Here is a 21,041-nt window from a genome sequence, read left to right as displayed (position 1 = left end):
ATCGGGGGAGCATGATGCTGCGGACCTCGGCGGGCATCGCGGTGGCCGCGCTCGTCTGGTTCGCGGTCAACCTGCTGGTGCCCGTCGGCCCGCGGGTCCTGCTGTGGCTGCCCACCGTCGCCGCCGGGGTCGTGAGCCTGCTCGCCCTGCGGCGGACCGCGTCCCTGCCGGCCCTGCCCGCCCCGACCCGGCGCTTCTGGTGGCACATGACCGCCGTGGTCGCCCTGATCACGCTCGCCGTCTCGGTGCAGGCCGCCGACGTCCTCACCGCCGCCGACCCGCGCGGGTCCCACACCGGCAACCTCATGCTGTCGCTGAGCGGCCCGGCCGTGCTGATCATCATCTACGCGCTCTACCGGCTGCCGCTGGACCCGCGGACGCCCGGCGAGGTGACCCGCGTCGTGCTGGACGCCGGTACGGTCGCCCTCTCGGCCACGCTGTTCATCTGGCACTTCTCCCCCACCCTGGGCAGCGGGGTCGGCACCGCGGTGTCGTTGTTGCTGACGGTGTTGTCGCTGCTGGCGCTCTTCGCCGTGTCGAAGGTCATCCTCTCCAGCCACATGCACGTCAGCGGGCCCGCGCTGCGCCTGCTCGCGGCGGCGATCTTCGTCGGGGCGCTCGCGCCGCTCGTCCGGCCGGTGCTCGAGCGCATCGACCCGACGCTGTTCCCGGGCATGGTCGTCTACCCGGCGATCTTCCTCTGCGCCGCCTGGGCCGCCGAGCACCAGCGCGCCGAGGCCGTGCCCGCGCGGCGCCGCGGCGTGCAGCCGGCTCGCCGCCGGTCCTTCAGCGCCCTCCCGTACGTGGCCGTGGCCGCCGTCGACGCGCTGCTGGTGCACGTGACCCTGGGCGAGGCGGCCGACGAGACGATCGTCGTGGCCGCTGCCGTGACCCTGACCGCCATCGTCGTCCTGCGGCAGCTCATCGCCTTCCGTGACAACAACCGCCTGTTGCAGCGGCTCGACCACGGCGCCACCCACGACGCCCTCACCCAGCTCCCCAACCGGGCCCTCTTCCAGACCCGGCTGCAGAAGGCCCTGACCGCCCCCGGCGACCGCCCGGTGGCCGTGGCGCTGATCGACCTCGACGACTTCAAGGAGGTCAACGACACCCTCGGGCACGAGGTCGGCGACCAGCTGCTCATCGGCGTCGCCCAGCGGCTCGAGGGCTGCATCCGGGCCGAGGACACCGTGGCGCGGCTGGGCGGCGACGAGTTCGTGGTCGTGCTCGACGACGCCGATCCGCAGGCGGCGGACCTGGCCGCGGAGCGCATGTCCAACGCGCTGCGGCAGCCGGTCTACGCCGACGGGCACGAGCTGCCGATCCGCGCCAGCATCGGCATCGCCGACGGCCGCAGCGGCGACGAGGCCTCGGTGCTGCTCCGGCACGCCGACATCGCGATGTACGCGGCCAAGAAGCTCGCGGGCACCGCGTACCTGCACTACGAGGCGGGCATGGCCAACACCGGCACTGCCCACGCCCACCTCGGCGCCGAGCTGCGCGACGCCTTGGCCGCCGGCGAGTTCTTCCTGCTCTACCAGCCGATCGTCGACCTGGTCGACGGCCGCGTCACCGGCACCGAGGCGCTGGTCCGCTGGGCCCACCCGGTCCGGGGAACGCTGGCCCCCGACGCCTTCATCCCGGTCGCCGAGCGCACCGGGCTCATCGTGCCGCTCGGGGCGCTGGTCATGCGGACGGCGTTCGCCCAGCTCGCCGCGTGGATCGCCGAGCACGGCGACGCCGCCCCGCGCTCGCTCAACGTCAACGTGTCGGCCCGTGACCTGCGTGAACCCGGCTTCGCGGAGACCGTCGCCGCGCTGCTGGCCGAGCACGACCTCCCCGCCGACCGGGTGGTTCTCGAGATCACCGAGACGATGGCGCTCGAGCCCGGACTGTCGGTCACCAATCTGCACCGGTTGCGGGCGTTGGGCGTACGCATCAGCCTGGACGATTTCGGCACCGGCCACTCCACGCTGTCGATGCTGCACGAGTGCCCGATCGACGAGATCAAGCTGGACCGCTCGTTCACCCAGGCGGAGCCGGACGACCGCGTCCCGATGTCGGCCGCCGTCATCCACCTCGCCCAGGTCCTCGGCCTGCACGCGGTGGCCGAGGGGGTCGAGACGGCGGAGCAGGCCGAGATGCTGCTCGCACAGGGCTACATCGCCGCCCAGGGCTACCACTTCGCCCGGCCGATGACCCCGGAGATGCTCGGTGACCTGCTGCGCAGCGGGGCGGGATTGCCGGGCACGCCAGTGGGTATGTCCAGGGCGTAGAACTCCGCTCTCCCTGGAGGTTTGTCATGGGTGCCGACGACAAGATCGACAACAAGGCCGAGGAACTCGGCGGCAAGGCCAAGGAAGGCATCGGCCGGGCCACCGACGACGAGCAGCTCGAGGCCGAGGGCAAGGCCGACCAGAAGAGCTCGAAGCTCAAGCAGGCCGGCGAGAACATCAAGGACGTCTTCAAGAAGTGACGTTTCGCGGTTTTCCGGGCCCGGCGCCTCGCGCCGGGCCCTTCCGTTTTTCAGTTTCAGTGTGTCGAGGCCAGCTCCCGATGCCTGCCCACGGGCTCCTGGACGGCCGGGGTCGTGTCGTGGGCGACCTGCGGCAGCCAGTTCAGCCAGCGCGGCAGCCACCAGTTGCGCTCGCCGAGCAGCACCATCACCGCGGGCAGCAGCACCGCGCGGATCAGCGTGGCGTCGAGCAGGACGGCCGCGGCGAGACCGACGCCGAGCTCCTTGGTGCTGAGCAGCGGCAGCGTGGCGAAGAGGGCGGAGACCGCCACCATGACCACGGCCGCGCTGGTGATGACGCCGGCCGTGCCGCCGATGCCCCGGGCGACCGCCTCGCGGGTGGGCAGGCCCTGGTCGTGGCCCTCCCGGATGCGACTCAGCACGAACACGTGGTAGTCCATCGAGAGCCCGAACAGGATCGTGAAGAGGAACAGGGGCATCCAGTTGGTGATCCCGCCGCCGGACTGGAAGTCGAGCAGGTTCTCGAAGTGGCCGTCCTGGAAGACGAAGACCAGCATCCCGTACGCGGCGGCGACCGACAGCAGGTTGAGCACCACGCCGGTGGCGGCGACCACGACCGAGCGGAACGACACGAGCAGCAGCAGGAACGCCAGTCCCAGGACGAAGGCGAAGACCCACGGCAGCGACGCGCTGAGCCGGTTGCCGAAGTCGACTGTCTCGGCCGTGTCGCCGGTGACCGCCACGGTCGCGCCCGGCAACTTCCCGAACGACGCCGGGGCCACCTGCTCGCGCAGGGTCGTGAGGGCGGCACGATCGTCGCCTGTGAGGACCACGGAGACCACGGCGACCGTTCCGGCCGGGTTGACCCGCACGTCGACCGGCTCCGCCAGCCGGCCGCTCGCCAGCGCTGACTTCTTGAAGCCGGCCACCGCCGAGTCGAAGGCCGGGCCGGTGACGTCGTCGGCTTTCACGACCACCTCGGCCGGGCTGCCCTCGCCCGGGAACGCCTCGGCGATCCGGGTCAGCGCCTGCACGGTCGGGATGCCCGGCGAGAAGTCCGTCAGCTCCTCGCCCTTGGTCTTCATGCCGAGCACCGGCGCCGCGAGCACGCCGAGGATCGCCACCGCCGCGAAGGCCGAGAGCAGCGGCTTGGCCAGCACCGCGCGCAGGACGAGGTTCCAGACGCGGCTGTCCGTACGGCGGCGGTAAAGGCCCGGGATCTTGATCGCGTCCACCCGTTCGCCCAGCGCGGACAGCATGGCGGGCAGCACCGTCAGGGAGCCCAGCACCGCGGTCGCCACCACCAGGATGGTCGCCACGGCGAAGCTGCTGAACACCGCGTCCTGGGTCAGGAACATGCCGGCCATCGCGGCGATCACGGTCAGCCCGGACACCCAGATCGACCGGCCCGACGTCTGCGCGGCCACCACCAGCGCCCGGTGCGCGTCGGCACCCCGCCGCCGTTCGTCCCGCTCACGCCGGATGTAGAAGAGGCAGTAGTCGACGCCCACCGCGAGCCCGACCAGCAGCATCACGTGCATCGTCGTGTCGACCGTGGGCACCAGGCGGCTCGCCGCGGCGAGCAGGCCCGTCGCCGCCACCACCGCGGTGACGGCCAGCCCCACCGGCAGCAGCGCCGCCACGACGGCCCCGAAGGCGACCAGCAGGATGCCGATCGTGATCGGGATGGACAGCATCGACAGCCGGGACAGCCCCGCGTCCAGCTCGCCGCCGATCATCTTGTCGCCGCTGGCCGACCCGGCCTCGGCGATGTAGAGATCCGCGTGCTTCGCCTGGACCGCCGCCACGGTGTCGAGCACCGGCTGCACGCGGTCCTCGGCGGTCTCCGGGTCGCCCACGATGCTGAAGTTCACCAGCGTCGACCGGCCGTCCTGCGACGTCAGCGGCTCGCCGAGATCGGTGACCTCGGGCCGGGCCCGGAGAGCCTTGGTGACTTCGGCGACCGCGGCTTCCCGCTTGTCGCCCTGCACCAGCACCATCTCACCGGCCGGCTGCTCCGGGAAGCCGGCGTCGGCGACGATCTGGTCCGCGCGCTTCGACTCGCCGTGGCCGGTCTGCACGCCGTCGGCCTCGGTGGTGCCAATCAGTCCACTGAGGACGACCATCGCCGCGACGAACGCCACCCAGCCGAATATCGCGAGCGCCCGGTGGCGGGCGCTCCACATCGCGGCCCGTGCCGCGATCCCCGTGACTTTCCGTCCGTTCTCCATGCCCAGAAACGCTAGGGAGAACGGCGATCGGCAACGATCCCCTCAGCACCCCGGTCCGGGGTGGTGCCAGCCCTACCCTTTTTCCCCCTGCAGGTAGGTCAACACTGCCAGGACGCGGCGGTGTTGCTCCTCGTCCTGGTGCAGGCTGAGCTTCGTGAAGATGTTGCGGACGTGCTTCTCGACCGCGCCCTCGGTGACGACCATCTTCCGGGCGATGGCGGTGTTCGAGCGGCCCTCGGCCATGAGGCTCAGGACCTCCCGCTCGCGCGGCGTCAGCGTACGCAGGGGGTCGTCGCGGCGCCGGCGGACCAGCAGCTGGCTGATGACCTCAGGGTCGAGGATCGTGGCGCCGCCGGAGACCTGGCGCAGCGCGTCGAGGAAGTCGGCGACCTCGGCGACCCGATCCTTGAGCAGATAGCCGACCGCGCCCCGGCGATCGGCGAGCAGGTCGTCGGCGTAGGCCACCTCGACGTACTGCGACAGCACCAGGATCGGCGACCCGGGCACGCGCGACCGCGCCTCGACGGCGGCGCGCAGGCCCTCGTCGGTGTGGGTGGGCGGCATGCGCACGTCCACGATGGAGATGTCGGGGCGGTGCTTCTCGATCGCCACCACCAGGGACGGCCCGTCGCCGACCGCCGCCTCGACCGTCCAGCCGTTCTCCTGGACGAGGCGGACGAGCCCTTCGCGCAAGAGGACGGCGTCATCGGCAATTACCACGCGCATGCCCGGCAGCGTAACCGCTGCCGGGCTGTGCTTGCCTCACCGCTCTCGTCCGCTCCCCCTCTTACCCGGCGCTCCCGTCTTTACCCGGCCGCTTCCGTCTTGCCCGGCCGCTTCCGTTCCCGCCCGGGGCTTCCGTCTTGCCGGCCGCTTACAGGGGCAAGGCGACTGTCAGGGTGGTGCCGCCGCCGGCCGGGCTGGTGACGCTCAGCACGCCGCCCGCGGCCTCCACCCGGTCGCCGAGGCCGGCCAGCCCGTGCCCCTTGGCCGCGCTGGCGCCGCCGACCCCGTCGTCCGCCACGGTGATCATCAGGCCGGTGACCTCACGCCGGACCGTCACCTGGACCTCGGCCGCGTGGCTGTGCTTGGCGACGTTGGTGAGCGCCTCGGCGACCACGAAGTAGGCGGTGCTCTCGACGGCCGGGTCCAGCCGCTCGGCGACGGGCGCGTCCAGGTCCACCGGCACGGTGCACCGGCCGGCCAGGGCGGTGAGCGCCGCCTGGAGACCCCGGTCGACCAGGATCGGCGGGGCGATGCCGCGGGAGAGCGCCCGCAACTCGTCCAGCGTCTCGCGGGTCTGCGCCAGCGCCTCGGCGACGGTCGCGCGGGCCGCCTCGGGATTCGTGGCGAACTGCTGCTCGGCCCGGCCCAGATCCATCGCCAGCCGGACCAGCCGCTGCTGCGGGCCGTCGTGGATGTCCCGCTCGAGCCGGCGCAGCGCGGTGGCCTCGGCCGAGACCGCGGCCGCCTTCTGCGCCTGGGCGGTGTCGCGGGCGGCGGTGGCCTCGGCGACCTGCTCCCGCAGCTCGCTCACCCCGGTCAGCAGGCCCCGGGCGAACGCGGCCTCCATGATCGCCACCCCCCGCATAACCGGATAGAGCGTGCCGAGGAAGAAGATGCCGAGCGCCAGATAGAAGACGGCGGCCACGCCGAAGGAGTCGCCCATGCCCAGCAGCTCGGGCAGCTGCTGGTCGTCGGGACCGTTGGGAACCGTCCAGCCCCAGGCCCAGTAGGTGAAGCCGGCCAGCAGCCCCGCCCACCAGACGACGGTGAAACAGAACGCGATCGTGCTCGGGATGAACCGCAACAGGCCGTGCACCCAGTCGAGCCACGACTGGCCGTCGGTGATCGGGGTGATCAGCTTGCGCACCCACGGCTGCCCGGGCGCGGTCTTCTTGTAATAGGGGTGGGGCAGCTGCCGCCCGAGCACCGGACCGAGCCGGTGCCGCTCGATCGTGGCGAAGCCGCGCGAGACCATGAGCGTGCCGGCGAGGAGCGGCACACCGAACCACAGGACACCGAGACCGATGCCCAGGCCCAGCCCGGTCAGGGTGAGCACCAGGGTCACGAGGCCCAGCGGGAAGCCGAGAAGAACGTACTGGGTGTCGAGGCCGACCTGGCGGAACACCCGGCGGGTGGAATTCATGAGGCGAATCTATGCGGCCGGGGCAGCTGTGCCGATACCGCTCGCTGCCCACTTCGAGGTAGTGCTGGCCCTACCTTGGGTATTTTCCCCATGACAGGTTGCTCACTGCGCGATGCTGATCCGGTGACCAGCTGGATGAACCTCCAGGCCGCCGTGCAGCGGCAGATCGACTCGCTGGTGTTCGCGGGCCGCGAGATCGGCGTGCAGGTCGCCGCGTACCTCGACGGCGAGCTCATCGTCAACGCGGTCTCCGGGCTCGCCGACGAGTCGACGGGCGCCCGGGTCACCCCGGACACCCCGTTCTTCAGCTTCTCCACCGGCAAGGGACTCACCGCCACGGCGGTCCACGTCCTGGCGGAGAAGGGCAAGATCAGCTATGACCTGCGCATCGCCGACGTCTGGCCCGAGTACGCACGGCACGACAAGGGCGCGACGACGCTGCGCCACGCCCTGACGCACTCGGCCGGGGTGCCGGCGCTCCCGTCGTACACGACGCCTGAAGATTTTCTGGACTGGGACCGCATGTGCCGCACTATCGCGGGCTCCACCCCGTCCTGGGCCCCGGGCACCCGGCACGGCTTCCACGAGTGGACCTGGGGCTGGCTGATCGGCGAGGTCGTCCGCCGCGCCACCCAGCGCCCGATCGCCTGGGTGGTCGCCGAGGACATCGCCCGCCCCCTGGGCGCGGACCGCGAGCTCTTCTTCGGCGTCCCGCCCCAGGAACTCAACCGCTGCGCCCGCCTCAAGGACCGCAACTGGCGCATGGCCCTGGACCAGCTCAGCGCGAACATCGAGCATTTCGACGACATCGCACCCCCCGGCGTACGCCCGGAAGCCGCCCTCGCCAACCGCCGCGACATCATGCAGACCGACATCCCCGCGGTGGCCACGGTCAGCGCCCGCGCCATGGCTCGCATGTACGCCGCCCTCATGGGCCACGTCGACGGCGTCCGCCTGATCTCGCAGGGCCACCTCCAGGATGTCACCACGGTGCTGACCAGCGGCCCGGACTGGGCCTTCAACGGCGACCTGCCCAAGACCCTGGGGTACGTCTCCCAGCTGGGCGGGGCCCGCTTCGGCTGGAGCGGCAACGGGGGCAGCCTGGCCGGCTTCTACCCCGAGTTGAAGCTCGCCATCGCCATCACCAAGAACTACCTGGGCACCACGGACGACGACCCGATGGAGGCCATCGCCGCCATGATCCACTCCGCGGCGGCCGAACAGCGGGCGGTGACGCACGCTCAGGCTGTCTCCTAGGTCTGGTCCTCCCAGGTATTGGCTGCGCTTCCTGAGTCTCTCGTTTCTGGGTCTCTTAATGCTGGGTCTCTTATTTCCTAGGTCTCTCGCTTCCCAGGTCTCTCGTTCCTAGGTCTCTCGTTTCCTAGGTCTCTCGTTTCCTAGGCCTTCGGTTGGGCGCGCCGAGCCGACCGAGGCGGCCGCGCCCGCATCGAAGTCCGCACCCGCCCCATGATGTCGGTGATCGCCGCAATATCAGCATCACTGAGCGTGTCGAGCAGAAGCTCCTGCACCACCTCAACATGCCCCGGCAGCACCTGCAAAAGAAGCCCCCGCCCCGCCTCGGTAAGCGTGACAACCGTGCTGCGCTCATCATCCGCACTGGGCCCCCGAGTAACCAGCCCACTCTTCTCCAACTGCGCCGCCTGATACGTCAACCCACTCCGGCTGTGCACAATGCCATCCGCAAGATCAGTCATCCGCATGGTGTTTCGAGGAGCATCACCCAGCATGGCCAAGATCTGAAACTGCGTCCCCGTAAGCCCACCATCCGCCTTGAGCTGCTGCTCAACCGCATCCTGAAGAAGACTGGAAACCTCCTTGAGCGCCAAGTAGGCAGCCAGCTTCGCCGGATCCAAATCATGCCCTCGCGTCACCACCCCACAATACTTGCTTCCAATTCGAACCTGAACAATCCGCAACGATCTCGGCTCCGCGCCGCAGGGTCACCGAACCGCCGATCGACCTCCCACTCCGGTCCGCCACTGACGCGACCGCCCCCCGACGGTCCGCAGCTCCCCCACATCCTGGCGCCATGGACAGCAGCGGCGCAGGTCGCCCGCACCACGCCCTTCCCCACCGTCCCGGCGCGACTCCCTCACCCCAGCGCCCTGACGCCCCGCCCCCGAGGCGCCACTCCCGACGCACCACCCCTGACGCACCACCCCTGACGTAGCGACGCTGACGCAGCGGCACCGACATGGCGGCGCCGGGGCAGCGGCATCGACGTTGCGCCCCTGACGTAGCCCACCCACCCGGGGGCCACCACCTTAAACAGCCTCGGCGGCACGGTCGACAAGTTGTCCACAGCCCTGTGGATAACTTGCGTACCGTGCCTCGGCGAGCCCCGACGGACTGGGTTCGCGCCGGCTACTGGTACCCGCCCGGCGGCCAGCGGACGGACGCAACTCCTACCAGGACGGCAGCGGGCATGACTAGCGACCGAACGCTTCACTGCGCTTGATGATTCTTACTTAAGTCATTTCCAACTGCTTGATGCAACCATTCCAGGACGACGTCAGGCCGAAGGTGGGATGGTCGATGATTGTCAAATCGATTGCGCGAGACGAGCGTCACCGCTGGTACCGGATTGTGGCACGCTTCAGCGCTGATCCGAGTCGATTTCGTTCAGGGATCGCGGGATACTTTGAGCCATGGGGCAGCTTTCCATGTTCTCGGCGGAGCGCTTGGCCGACATGCGCGATCGGACACGGTCGCGCCATTATTCGGCCGAGCGCGATGCCTTTCGTCGCGAGCATGAGGTTCGCCGCGCGTGGGGGAAGTACCGGCGCCACACCGAGCGGTTGCGCCAGCTGCACGAGGGCTGCATCGCACCGCGGCCGGTGGGCTCGAAGGAGGATGGCAGCGGGCCGACGCTCGTTGTGCCGGCTCCGCCGGTACGGCCGAGGACAGAGAAGGCGTCATCGCAATCGACGCTTCCGGTTGGACGCCAGCCTGTGGTGTCGGCTTCGAGTGCGGTGCCAAGTCCGACTTCGAGCGCGGTACCCAGTCGAGCTTCGAGCGCGGCGCCCATCCCGGCTCCGAGGGCAGAGTTCGGTCCGGCTTCGAGCGGGGCGCCCAGCCCGGCTCCGAGCGCAAAGTCCGGTTCGGCTTCGAGCGCGGTGCCCAGCCCGGCTCCGAGCGCAAAATCCGGTCTAGCTACAAGCGCAAAGGCCGGTCCAGCTCCGAGCGCAAAATCCGGTCCAGCTTCGAGCGCGGCGCCCAGCCCGGCTCCAAGCGCAAAATCCGGTCCAGCTCCGAGCGCAAAGGCCGGTCCAGCTCCAAGCGCGGCGCCCAGCCCGGCTCCGAGGGCAGAGGCCGGTTCGGCTTCGACTTCGGGTGCCGCGGGACGCAGTGCTTTGGTTCCGGCCGCAGTTGTCGCTCGCATTTCAGCGCCGGACACTATGGCACTTCCCGCTTCGACGTGCAGCGCGATAGGTGCTCATGCCTTGACCGCGAGCTCACCGACAGTACGGGTCTCGGCGAGAGCGCACACACCGGCTTCGGCCAACACTGCATCTTCCACGTTGACGCTCCGCGTGAGGGCAACGCCCGCCTTGACCCCAGCTGCAGCAGTCGCTCACATGATCTTGCCTGGCAGGAGGTCGGGCTTGAGGTGCGGGGCGGCACTTCAGGCACGGGCCGGGCCCAAGACGCGGGGTCGAGCTTGGGGTGCGGGGTTGGGCTTGCGGTGGGTGGCGGTTGGGATGGGTTTGGGTTGGGGCGAGGCGGGGCTTGAGGCGGGCGAGCTTGGGTCGGACGGGACGGGACGGGACGGGACGGACGGGTGGGACGGGACGGACGGGTGGGACGGGACGGGACGGACGGGTGGGACGGGACGGACGGGTGGGACAGGACGGACGGGTGGGACGGGACGGACGGGTGGGACGGGATGGGATGAGACGGGAGCGGGGGAGGTGGGGTGGGTGGTCAGAGTTCGTAGATGGTTATGGGGCCTTCGGTTCGGCGGAGTTTGGTGAGGGTGGCTAGGGCGGGGGAGATTTTGCCGGCTCGGAGGTCGGCGATCAGCCATTTGACGCCGTATTGGGTTCGGAGGGTGTTGAGGTCGGTGGGGGTGGGGGCGGTGAAGATTCTTTGGTTGAGGTCGAAGGCGATGGGGTCGGGAGCGGGTTGGAGGACGTATTTGAGGCCGTCTTTGCCGTTGGCGGCTACGGTGGCGTCGGAGTAGGCCCAGCTTTCGACGAGGACTCGGCGGCCGGTGAGGCCGGAGACCCAGAAGGCTCGGGCGTCGCAGGGCTTGTAGCGGTTCATGGGCATGCAGTGGACGTTGGTGGCGATCACGTCGTTGGTGGGAGTGTTGGCGTTGACCCAGAGGGCGGCGCTCATCTCCTCGCGGAAGACGGTGCGCGTGATGGGGAGAGGCGCGGGATCGTTGAAGGCCGCCGCCCACAACGTGCGGGCCTGGGTTTCCACGCCTCCGGCCACGCTCGCTCCGAGCAGAGCAGAGAGCAAAGCGGCGAGCGAAGAGGCGAGCAAAGCGGCGGGCAAAGAGGCGGGCAAAGAGGCGGGCCGAGCTGAACGCGGGGCGCCGAGCGGAGCAGAGCGCGGAGCGGCCAGCGGAGCAGAACCCGGGCCAGCCAGCGAAGCAGAACCCGAAGCGGCCAGCGAAGCAGAACCCGGGCCAGCCAGCGAAGCAGAAGCCGGGGCGGCGGCCACCGCCACCGTTGAGGGCCGCACCCTCTTGCGCAGCACCACCACGAGCACCAGCACCAGCCCGGCACCAACCGCCAAAAGAGCCCGCAACACCGGCGTCGCCATGGTCCACGACCAGTCGTGCCAGGAGTTCCGGGCGGCCGGCGTGAAGACGTTCGGGGCCAGGACCGACCACGCCGCCCCGGCGACGAGCCCGACCACCGGAATCCACCACCGGCGCACCTGATCGGCGAGGAGCCACGTGGTCACGATGGCGCCGGCCGGCAAGGCGCACAAAAAGAAATAGAGCTGACTCGCCGACGGATGCCACAGCAGCCACATCGCGCCCAGGCCGGCCAGGATCATGCCGCTCAGCAGCCAGTACGCCGGGTCTTGGCGCGCGGACACATGGAAGACACCGAGCCAGCGCGGCGACTCCATGAGCAGCCACCACACGATGATCCCGGCGACGAAGGCCCACGCCGGGCCGCTCGCGCCCTGCAATCCCGGGGGCAGCAGGCCACCGGCCGACACGCCGTCGTTCACGCCGAGTGTCTCGGCATAGGGCGGCATCCAGCGCAGGACGCTGAGCGGTTGCACGCCCAAAGTGCCGGCACCGCCGCCCGCGAAGAGCCGCGTACCCACGTACATGGGAATCAAGAGCGCGACCAGAAAGCCGAAGACCGCCCACGACCGGCGTTTGACGAGGAAACACAGGGCGACGCCGGCGACCAGGGGCGGCAGCGCGCTGGACTTGGCCCCCGCGCAGGCCAGCGCCAGCACCGGAACGAGGAACCAGACCGGTCCGAGGCGCCCGCCCCGCAGCAGGTCGACGGCGATCAGGGTCAGCAGACCCAGGAGCGGGATCGCGTACGTCTGCGAGGGGCTGGCGAACACAAGCGGGCTGTTCCCGTACGGCACGAGTTCGCCGCCCAGCGTGAGCGGCGCGCCGATCAGCGCGACCGCCGCCGCCAGTGGGCCCGCCCACCACCGTCCGCTCACCTCGCGGGCGAGCGCGGCGACCACCAGCGCGGCCGTGGCGGCGATCGGCACCATCCACAGCCGGGTCAGGACGAGCTCTGCCGGCAGGCCGGTGATCATGCTCGCGGCGGCCATGTCGGCGTCGGACAGATAGTGGTAGCGCAGCGTGTCGCCGGCGAGCTGCGGCACCTCGAACGGCATCGAGCGCGTCATCTCGTGCACGAGCGCGAGGTGGTACATGAGGTCCGGATAGTAGGAGGCGTCCGCGGGCGGGACCGGGATCAGCACCCACGAGGAGGCGGCCCAGCCGACCGTGAGCAACAGCACCGCGCTCATCGCCCAGTGCCACCGCAGCGGCAGGCCGGGGCCGGGCGGGCGGCGCCAGTTCCGGCGCAGCGACGGTACGGCCACGAACGCCCCGATCACGAGCAGCGGCCAGCACCACAGCAGCTGCTGCAGCCCCGTGGCAGCGGCCAGCGCCCACCCCACGATCTGCACGAGCAGCCCGGTGGCGGCGCCCAAGCCCACGTCGAAGGAGCCCCGAAACGCCCGGTACACGAGCGTGCCGGGCAGCACGACACCGATCGCGAAGTAGGCCGAGTATAGGGCTACGGCAGCCGGCCCCACATCGTTGAGGAGCAGCGCGACAACGAAGACGGCGCCGAACAACAGCCAGGGCAGGCGTCGGAGGAGAACGACTGTCACCGCACCGCCGCGGGCGAACGCTGCTGCGGGATCCCGGAAGCGGAGGGAGCGGAGGAAGCGGAGGGAGCGGAGGCCGAGTCGAATCCGATGTGGAATGTCGGACGGCTCTGCACGGTCCGGTAGATCCGCGCGACGTACTCCCCCAGCAACCCGAGGCAGATCAGCTGCACGGCCGAGAGCAGCAGCACGGCCAGGAACAGCGACGTCCAGCCCGGGATCACCGTGCCGTTCGACCAGACGATCACGCCGAAGACCATGAGGGCGAGGCAGGCCAGGAACGCCGTCACCCCGAGCCAGGTGGCCAGCCGCAGCGGCGCCGCCGAGAAGTTGGCCGCGCTGTCCCAGGCCAGGGCGACCATCTTGCGCAGCGGATATTTGGTCTCGCCGGCGGCCCGTTTCTCGCGGGCGTAGGGCACGGTGGCCGAGGCGAAGCCGAGCGACGGTACGAGCAGCCGATAGACCGGCGCCCGCTCCGGCAGCGCCTTCAGCACGTCGACCACCTCGCGGCTGAGCAGCCGGAAGTCGCCGGCCTGAGCGGGCACGTCGCCCCCGACCAGGCGGCGCATGACGCGGTAGTAGGCGCCCGCGGTGTGCCGCTTGAAGGGCGTGTCGGTGCTGCGGTCGGAGCGGACTCCGTACACGACGTCGACGCCCTCGTCCCGCGCGGTGCGCAACATCTCCGCGATGGTCTCGGGCGGATCCTGCAGGTCGGCGTCGATGCTGACGACCCACTGGCCCCGGGCGCGGTGCAGGCCCGCGGTGAGCGCCGCCTGGTGACCACTGTTGCGGCGCAGCTGCACCAGGCGGAGCTCGTGCCACTCGGCACCCCGGGAGAGCACCAGCTCGGCGGTCCGGTCGGCGCTGCCGTCGTCCACCGCGACCACCTCGTACGCGACGCCGAGGCCGTCGAGGGCCGGGCGCAGGCGGTCGACGAGGGCCGGGATCACGGCTTCCTCGTTGTACATCGGTACGACGACCGACAGCACGATGCTCTGCAAGGGGTCTTCCCTACGTCTCGAGCGTGGTCAGCCGCGTGAACTCGCGCGGCAGGTCGTAGCCGTCCCAGACCGAGCTGAACGTCAGCGCCGAGCCGAAGGGGACGATGCGGTCGACGCCGCGGCCGGCCAGGGCCCCGGCGAACGAGCGCAGCTCCGCGGGCGCGAAGCCGAAGTGGCTGAACGTCTGGTCCTGGCGGTTCATCGCGGGCACGAGCTCGGCCAGCGAGGCCACGTGCGCGAACGGGAAGGCGCCCGCCCCGATCCAGCGGCGCGGCGCGTCCGACGGGTCGGCCAGCGCGAGCGAGGTGACGGCGTTCTCCGGGAAGGCGATCGCCGAGACGGCGCCCGAGGCGGCCAGCCCGTACGCGTTGACCCGCTTCTCCACGGCCATCGCGGCGTCGACGACCCAGCCGCGCTTGGCCACGACCTCACCGAGCGCGGGCAGGAACTCCGCTTGAACCGCCTCGGCCTGCGACGGCGATCCGCCGACCAGGAACACCGTCCGCGGCGACGAGCACGCGGCCTGGTCGAACCAGTAGGCGTCGTTCGCGAACCCGACCACGGCACCGCGCCGCGCTTCGGCGGAGGAGGCGAGCCAGCCGGGCACGGAAAGAGCAGCCCACGACGTACGGTCGGGGAACGTCAAGTCCCGGGCGGACGGCCGCAACGGGTGCCGCCGCAGCGCGTCCACGGCCGCGTCCCCGCCCCAGATGACGCGCAGGTCGCACCACGCGGAGAACCGTGCCGTGATCGCGTCGTCCCGCCCGTACGTGATCATGCTCTGGGTCCGTCCGATGATCGGATCGGCCTCGGGCAGCGTGGCGTTGAGCGCCTCGAGCACGGTCTCCGCCGCGCCCGCCGACCGCGACGAGATGCGCACGACGTTGTGGTTGCCGGCGAGCGCGGACAGCGCCCACGAGTAGACGAAGATGGTGTCCACGTTGGCCGGCGGCACGTGGAAGACGTTGCCGCGCGGGAAGACATAGGTGTTGTCGGTCGACGCCATGCGGGCCACCGCGCGCTGCAGCTCGGCCGGGCGCAGGAAGAAGCCCAGCGAGCCGAGCTCGGGGTGCCGGCGCGAGACGGCCAGGAGCTTGCGGGAGAACTTGCCGAGGAAGTCGACCACGCGCGGGTCGCCGACGGCCAGACGCTCGTCCGAGAGCTCCGCGGAACCGAAGCGAATCTGCATGTCAGGCGGCCTCTCGGTACGTGTCGCTGCAGCCCCGGGCCTCGGCTCGCGGCAACCGGCCCAGCACGGAGAAGCGCTTCCCCGGCCAGTCCCCGTCGTCGATGCCGTCAAGCACGCCCAGGTCCTCGGTGAGCAAAATGTGCCCCGGGTACGAGGTCGGCAGCGTGCTCACCACCTCGATCAGGCCGGGCTCACCGACGGGCTGTTCCTCCCACGTCGTGGGGTTGCGGATGATGACGTCGGCGAAGTCGGGGCAGTAGAGCGACCCGCCGGACGGCCCCTCGAGAAAGATCGTCCCGATCTGCTCGACCATGCCGTAGTAGTTGTGCACGTGCGTCAGCCCGGTGTCCGCCTGGAGCCGGCGCCGGAACTCCGCGGGCGACACGGCCTGGTCGACGAGCTTCTTCCAGCCGCCCGAGTGGATCAGGATGCCATTGCTCAGGTCGAGCCCGTTGTCCCGCGCGACCTCGTAGAGGTGCAGCCACACCAGGTACGTGAAGCCGAAGATGAGGAACGGCTTGTCCCCGTGCTTGGCCAGGAAGCCGCGCAGCGCCTCGAGGTCCGGCGCACCCGACGGGTCGAGGGCCCAGGCGTGGTCACGGCCGAAGGTGGCCATGCCGAGCACCCCGGCCCCCCGCGCGCTGAACGAGCGGCGATCCTTGAGGATGCCCTTCGAGTCGACCAGGATCATCGGCAGCCGGGACGGGCCGAGCACGGTCTGCAGGGTCGCGCCCAGGCGGCGGGTCTGCTCGGCGGCGGCGTGCTTGTCGAGGTAGATCTTGCTGACCTCGCCCGTGGTGCCGCTGGACGTGAGGACCTTGAAGACCTCGTCGTCCGGGATGCTCTTCAGCGTCAGGTTCTTGAAGAGCCGCACGGGCAGCCACGGCAGGTCCGCCACCGATGAGGCGGAGGTGAAGCCGGAAGCGGTCAAAATGCGGTCATACTCCACCGAGTGCGAGCGGTGGAAGTCCGTGAGCGAAGACAGTTCCTCGAGCAGCAGGGATGAACGAGTCGCGGCGTCCATGGTGAAGACGCTCATACCAGGGCCTCCAGCGAGCGATAGTCGATCTTGCCGGTCGGCAGCAGCGGCAGGGCCTCGATCCCGCGCACGTCGATCCCCGACGAGTGGGTGCCGAGGAACTCGGCCAGCTCTCCGCGCACGGCACGGGAGAGAGCGGAGTCGGCGCCCTCGACGAAGACGTGCAGCTTGTCGTCCCCGGCCACCGCCGCGACGGCCCCGTGCGCGGCCAGCTTCTTCTCGATGTCGTCGAGGTTCACGCGTACGCCGAAGACCTTGCCGATCCGTTTGAGGCGACCGGTGAGGAAGAGGAAACCCTCGTCGTCCAGATGTCCCAGGTCCCCGGTGGGCAGGACGCCGTTCTGGTCGTCGCCGCGGGCCAGATCGGCGGCCGTGGACGCGTACCCCATCATGACGTTGGGTCCCCGATAGACGACCTGGTCGTCCTCGATGGTGAAGGAGCCGCCGGGCAACGGCAGACCGGCGGAGCCGAGCTTGTCGGCGAGCCGGTCGGCGGGCAGGGCGGACATGCGCGGGCCGGCCTCGGTCTGGCCGTACATGACGACCAGGCGCCCGCCCACGGTGGCCATGCGCGCCGCGAAGTCGGTGACCAGCTCGGTGCGCAGCCGCCCGCCGGCCTGGGTCATCGTGCGCAGCGCCGGGTACTTGGCCGGGTCGAACTTGAGCCGGCGGAGCATCTCGTACTGGTACGGGACCGCGGCGAGCGACGTCACCTTGTGATCGGTGACGACGGTCCAGAAGTCGCGCTGCAGCAGGCCGCCCCGCTCGAGGACCACGGTGGCGCCGGCCAGCAGATGGCTGTTCAGCACCGACATCCCGTACGAGTAGAAGAGCGGCAACGTCGTCACGGCGACCTCGTCCGGGGTGATCCCGAGGCTGGCCACGATCCCGGACGTGTTCGCGAGCAGCGCGGCGCGGCTGAGCCGGACCAGCTTCGGGTTGCCCGTCGAGCCGCTGGTCGTGAGCAGCAGCGCGAGATCGGGGTGCACCGGGGCGGCCGGCGTTTCGCGGACCCACACGTCCCCGTCGGCGGTGTAACCCGCGGGCGGCGCCGAGGAGACGCCGGTGACCAGGGCCGGCTCGAAGCGGGCGACATAGTCGTGCAGGGCGTCTTCATGCAGACCGGGATCGAGCAAGGCGATCGGCCGCCCGGCCGCCAACGCGCCGAGATAGCGCGCGACAGCGGGCACAGTGGTCGCGAACAGCGCGAACACCACGCCGGGCGGCCGGGAATCGAAGTATGTCGCCGCGGACGAGACGTCGGCGGAGTCCAGGGACTCCCCGGTCGCGGCGTCGACGACCCGCGCCCCGGGCTGGAGCAGATTCACAGCGAGATTCCTCCGTCGACCCCCAGCACCTGCCCGGTGACGAACCGGGCCTGGGCGGAGAGCAGGAATGCGATCACGTCGGCCACCTCGCCGGCCTCGCCCAGGCGGCGCAGCGCGGTGCCCGCGATGCGCTCGGCCCGGCCGGCCTCGTCGAGGGTGTCCAGCATGTCGGTGGCGATGAAGCCGGGCGCCACGGCGTTGACCCGGATCCCGCGGGGTCCGAGCTCCTTGGCGGCCGACTTCGTCAGGCCGCTCACCGCGGCCTTGGAGGCGGCATAGACGGCCTGCCCGGCGATGCCCTGCTCCCCGGTCACCGAGGAGAGCAGCACCACGGCCGGGTCGGTGCCGCGGCCGAGCAACCGGACGGCATTCTGCAGGGTGTACGCCGCCCCGGCCGCGTTGACGGCGAACAGGCGCTCGATCGACGCGTCGGGGGTCATCCCGAGCACGCCCGCCGCGTGCAGGCCGGCGTTGACGACGAGCGCGTCCAGGCGCTTGAACGTCTCGAACGCCGTCCGCATCATCGCCTTGCTCGTCGCCGGGTCGGCAACGTCACCGTGCGTAGGCACGACCGTGACGCCGTGCTTGCCGGCGAGCTCCTCGGCGGCAAGCTCGGCCGCCTCGGCCCGCAGCCCGTGCACGACGAGGTCGTAGCCCTGCTCGGCGAGCCGGGCCGCCGTGGCGTAGCCGATCCCCCGGGAGGCGCCGGTAACCAGCGCCACCCGCTCACTCATTGAAGTCCACCCCGTATTTACCGAGGATTCGCATTGCCTCCGCAAAAGAGGACATGTTGATGACGTCATCGGTGTCGATCATCACCGAGAATTCATCTTCGAGCGCGGCCACCAGCGACATGTGCGCGAGCGAGTCCCACTTCTCGTTGTCCTGGTAGTGCAGATCGTCGACGGGCGCGTCCGGCTCCAGGTCCAGGGCGGTCCGGAACACTTCACGCAGTCTCTGCAGCTCGATCACGGGTTCGACTCCAATGGGGGTTGTTCAGAGGAGGTCAACCATGCCGCAGGTCCCGCAACGTCACGACCACGCGCAAATGAACTCGGCATGAATAGCGACGGGCATCTTCCGCAGCCCCTGGAAATGCTGGATCTCGTGATTATGCTTCCGAATCTCAGACGCTGTGCCGTAGGTTCGTGCCCACCCCCGGGAGCAATTTCATGAGTGTGTTGAGCGGTTCGTCCATCCTGGTCACCGGTGGTACCGGTTCGTTCGGGAAGGCATTCCTGGGCTACGCGCTGGCCAACCTGGACCCGCAGCGGATCGTGGTCTTCAGCCGCGACGAGCTCAAGCAGTACGAGGTCCGCCAGATGTTCGGCGACGACCCCCGCCTGCGCTTCTTCCTCGGCGACATCCGGGACAAGGAGCGTCTGGGCCGGGCCATGCACGGCGTCGACCACGTCGTCCACGCGGCCGCACTCAAGCAGGTCGACACCGCGGAGTACAACCCCTCCGAGTTCATCGCGACCAACATCAACGGATCACAGAACGTGGTCGACGCCGCGATCAACGCCGGCGTCCAGCGGGTCGTCGCGCTCTCCACGGACAAGGCCTCGAGCCCGATCAACCTCTACGGCGCGACCAAGCTCGTCGCCGACAAGCTGGTCATCGCGGGCAACCACTACGCCGCCACGCACCCGACCCGCCTCTCGGTCGTGCGCTACGGCAACGTGATGGGCAGCCGCGGCTCGGTGGTGCCGTTCTTCCGCAAGCTCAACGCCGAGGGCAAGAGCCTGCCGATCACCGACAAGCGGATGACGCGCTTCTGGATCACCCTCGACCAGGCCGTCAAGTTCGTCGTCGACTCGTTCGACGTGATGCAGGGCGGCGAGCTCTTCGTGCCGCGCATCCCGAGCATGCGCATCCTCGACCTGGTCGAGGCCGTCGCGCCGGACGCGCCCACACACGAGGCCGGCCTGCGCCCGGGCGAGAAGCTGCACGAGGAGATGATCGCCTCCGACGACAGCCGCCGCACCCTGCGCTTCCCCGACCGTTACGTGGTCCAGCCGGTCGTGGCCAGCTGGGGCTACAAGACCCCCGAGGGCGGCGAGCCGGTGCCGGACGGCTTCAACTACCGGTCGGACAACAACGACCTGTGGCTCGAGGTCGAGGAGATGCGCGACCTCATCAAGGACAACTGATGCTGCCGTACGGACGGCAGAACGTCACCGAGGACGACATCGACGCGGTCGCGGCCGCCTTGCGCAGCGACTGGCTGACGACGGGCCCGCGGGTCGAGCTGTTCGAGTCCGACCTCGAGCGGATCGCCGGCGCCCCGTGCGTGTCGGTCACCAACGGCACCGCGGCGCTGCACACGGCGTACGCGGCGGCCGGGGTCGGTCCGGGTGACGAGGTCATCACCACGCCCATGACGTTCTACGCGACGGCGGGCACGGCCTCGATGCTCGGTGCCACCGTCGTCTTCGCGGACGTCGAGGAGGACACCGTCAACCTCGACCCGATCGCGGCCGGGGCGGCGGTCACCGCGCGGACCAAGGTCATCGCGGCCGTGGACTACGCCGGGCACCCCGCCGAGTACGACGAGCTGCGCAAGGTGGCGGACAGCGCGGACGCCGTGCTGCTCGCCGACGCGGCGCACGCGATCGGCTCGACGTACAAGGGCCGGCCGGTCGGGACGCTCGCCGACCTGACCACGTACTCCTTCTTCCCCACCAAGAACCTCACGACGGGCGAGGGTGGCGCGGTCGCGTCGACCGACTCCGGGCTGCTGGAGCGGGCGCGCGTCTTCCGCACGGTCGGCCTGGTGCGGGACAAGGAGAAGCTGCGGCGCCAGGACGAGGGCCCGTGGTTCCACGAGGTCCACGAGTTCGGGCTCAACTACCGGCTGCCCGACGTGCTGGCCGCCCTGGGCAGCTCGCAACTGCGCCGGCTGGGCGCGTTCAAGGCCCGGCGGGTGGCCCTCGCCGCGCGCTACGACGAGCTGCTGGCCGACGTCGACGGGCTGCGCCTGCCCACCACCCGCGAGTACGTCGACCCGATGCGCCACCTCTACCCGGTGCGCGTCCTCGGCGGGCGGCGGCGCGAGGTGTTCGAGCGGCTGCGGGCGGCGGGCATCGGGGTGCAGGTCAACTACATCCCGGCGTACTGGCACCCGGTCTACGAGGACCTCGGCTACAAGCGCGGCATGTGCCCCAACGCGGAGGCCTTCTACGCCGAGGAGATCTCACTGCCGCTGTTCTACGACCTGACCGACGCCGACCAGGACCGCGTCGTCGACACGCTGCGGACCGTGCTGGAGAGCTGA

General features: G+C 70.3%; 16 protein-coding genes. 5 read left to right on the top strand and 11 right to left on the bottom strand.

The genetic code is table 11. From position 1 onward, the window contains the following. Positions 1-11 precede the first annotated feature (11 nt). Together RAN62_RS17875 and RAN62_RS17870 are read left to right on the top strand one after the other, a co-directional pair. The gene (locus tag RAN62_RS17875) at positions 12-2,276 is read left to right on the top strand and encodes a putative bifunctional diguanylate cyclase/phosphodiesterase (protein WP_305785809.1); all 2,265 of its coding nucleotides are present in this window, start codon (positions 12-14) and stop codon (positions 2,274-2,276) included. A 26-nt stretch (positions 2,277-2,302) separates the two neighbouring features. Then, a complete protein-coding gene (locus RAN62_RS17870; protein ID WP_305785808.1) occupies positions 2,303-2,476 on the top strand; it encodes a CsbD family protein in 174 nt (57 codons plus the stop codon). Positions 2,477-2,532: 56 nt separating this feature from the next. On the opposite strand, the gene RAN62_RS17865 is transcribed toward RAN62_RS17870, so the two are convergent. The 3 genes from RAN62_RS17865 to RAN62_RS17855 all read right to left on the bottom strand — a co-directional run bounded on the left by RAN62_RS17865 (position 2,533) and on the right by RAN62_RS17855 (position 6,856). Beyond that, positions 2,533-4,707, bottom strand: coding sequence for an MMPL family transporter (locus RAN62_RS17865; protein WP_305785807.1), 2,175 nt, complete (start codon positions 4,705-4,707; stop codon positions 2,533-2,535). 72 nt (positions 4,708-4,779) lie between these two features. Beyond that, positions 4,780-5,433, bottom strand: a complete 654-nt coding sequence (locus tag RAN62_RS17860) for a LuxR C-terminal-related transcriptional regulator (protein WP_305785806.1) — start codon at positions 5,431-5,433, stop codon at positions 4,780-4,782. 148 nt (positions 5,434-5,581) lie between these two features. Next, positions 5,582-6,856 (bottom strand): sensor histidine kinase, encoded by a 1,275-nt coding sequence (locus tag RAN62_RS17855; protein ID WP_305785805.1) that lies wholly within the window; start codon positions 6,854-6,856, stop codon positions 5,582-5,584. 123 nt (positions 6,857-6,979) lie between these two features. Here RAN62_RS17855 and RAN62_RS17850 point away from each other — a divergent pair, with 123 nt between their 5' ends. Next, positions 6,980-8,113 (top strand): serine hydrolase domain-containing protein, encoded by a 1,134-nt coding sequence (locus tag RAN62_RS17850; RefSeq protein ID WP_305785804.1) that lies wholly within the window; start codon positions 6,980-6,982, stop codon positions 8,111-8,113. A 140-nt stretch (positions 8,114-8,253) separates the two neighbouring features. Here the strand turns inward: RAN62_RS17850 and RAN62_RS17845 are convergent, their stop codons facing one another. The 8 genes from RAN62_RS17845 to RAN62_RS17810 form a co-directional block, all read right to left on the bottom strand. Next, positions 8,254-8,748 (bottom strand): MarR family winged helix-turn-helix transcriptional regulator, encoded by a 495-nt coding sequence (locus RAN62_RS17845; protein WP_305785803.1) that lies wholly within the window; start codon positions 8,746-8,748, stop codon positions 8,254-8,256. Between the two features lie 2,053 nt (positions 8,749-10,801). Further along, positions 10,802-13,210 carry a hypothetical protein gene (locus RAN62_RS17840; protein WP_305785802.1) on the bottom strand — a complete coding sequence of 803 codons (2,409 nt, stop codon included), beginning with the start codon at positions 13,208-13,210 and terminating at the stop codon, positions 10,802-10,804. Then, on the bottom strand, positions 13,207-14,208 hold the full coding sequence (locus RAN62_RS17835) for a glycosyltransferase family 2 protein (protein WP_305785801.1): 1,002 nt from the start codon (positions 14,206-14,208) through the stop codon (positions 13,207-13,209). Before RAN62_RS17835 ends, RAN62_RS17840 begins: the two co-directional genes overlap by 4 nt. Positions 14,209-14,218: 10 nt before the next feature. Continuing rightward, positions 14,219-15,397 (bottom strand): acyl-CoA reductase, encoded by a 1,179-nt coding sequence (locus tag RAN62_RS17830; protein WP_305785800.1) that lies wholly within the window; start codon positions 15,395-15,397, stop codon positions 14,219-14,221. Position 15,398: 1 nt separating this feature from the next. Then, the gene (locus RAN62_RS17825; RefSeq protein ID WP_305785799.1) at positions 15,399-16,436 is read right to left on the bottom strand and encodes a LuxE/PaaK family acyltransferase; all 1,038 of its coding nucleotides are present in this window, start codon (positions 16,434-16,436) and stop codon (positions 15,399-15,401) included. Then, entirely contained in the window at positions 16,433-17,764 is a 1,332-nt protein-coding gene (locus RAN62_RS17820; protein ID WP_305785798.1) for an AMP-binding protein, read from the bottom strand. The genes RAN62_RS17825 and RAN62_RS17820 overlap by 4 nt, the downstream gene beginning before the upstream one ends. Then, positions 17,761-18,498 carry an SDR family NAD(P)-dependent oxidoreductase gene (locus RAN62_RS17815; RefSeq protein ID WP_305785797.1) on the bottom strand — a complete coding sequence of 246 codons (738 nt, stop codon included), beginning with the start codon at positions 18,496-18,498 and terminating at the stop codon, positions 17,761-17,763. Before RAN62_RS17815 ends, RAN62_RS17820 begins: the two co-directional genes overlap by 4 nt. Next, positions 18,491-18,733, bottom strand: coding sequence for an acyl carrier protein (locus tag RAN62_RS17810; RefSeq protein ID WP_372338996.1), 243 nt, complete (start codon positions 18,731-18,733; stop codon positions 18,491-18,493). The genes RAN62_RS17815 and RAN62_RS17810 overlap by 8 nt, the downstream gene beginning before the upstream one ends. 209 nt (positions 18,734-18,942) lie before the next feature. On the opposite strand from RAN62_RS17810, the gene pseB reads away from it, so the two are divergent. Together pseB and RAN62_RS17800 are read left to right on the top strand one after the other, a co-directional pair. Further along, on the top strand, positions 18,943-19,917 hold the full coding sequence (gene pseB / locus RAN62_RS17805; RefSeq protein WP_305786181.1) for a UDP-N-acetylglucosamine 4,6-dehydratase (inverting): 975 nt from the start codon (positions 18,943-18,945) through the stop codon (positions 19,915-19,917). Continuing rightward, complete coding sequence (locus RAN62_RS17800) at positions 19,917-21,041, top strand: DegT/DnrJ/EryC1/StrS family aminotransferase (protein ID WP_305785795.1); 1,125 nt, start codon at positions 19,917-19,919, stop codon at positions 21,039-21,041. The genes pseB and RAN62_RS17800 overlap by 1 nt, the downstream gene beginning before the upstream one ends.

This window comes from Symbioplanes lichenis (assembly GCF_030709675.1).
Classification (GTDB): Bacteria; Actinomycetota; Actinomycetes; order Mycobacteriales; family Micromonosporaceae; genus Actinoplanes; species Actinoplanes lichenis.
The sequence above is the reverse complement of the archived record's forward strand: the minus strand, read 5'-3'. Positions and strand labels throughout refer to the sequence as shown.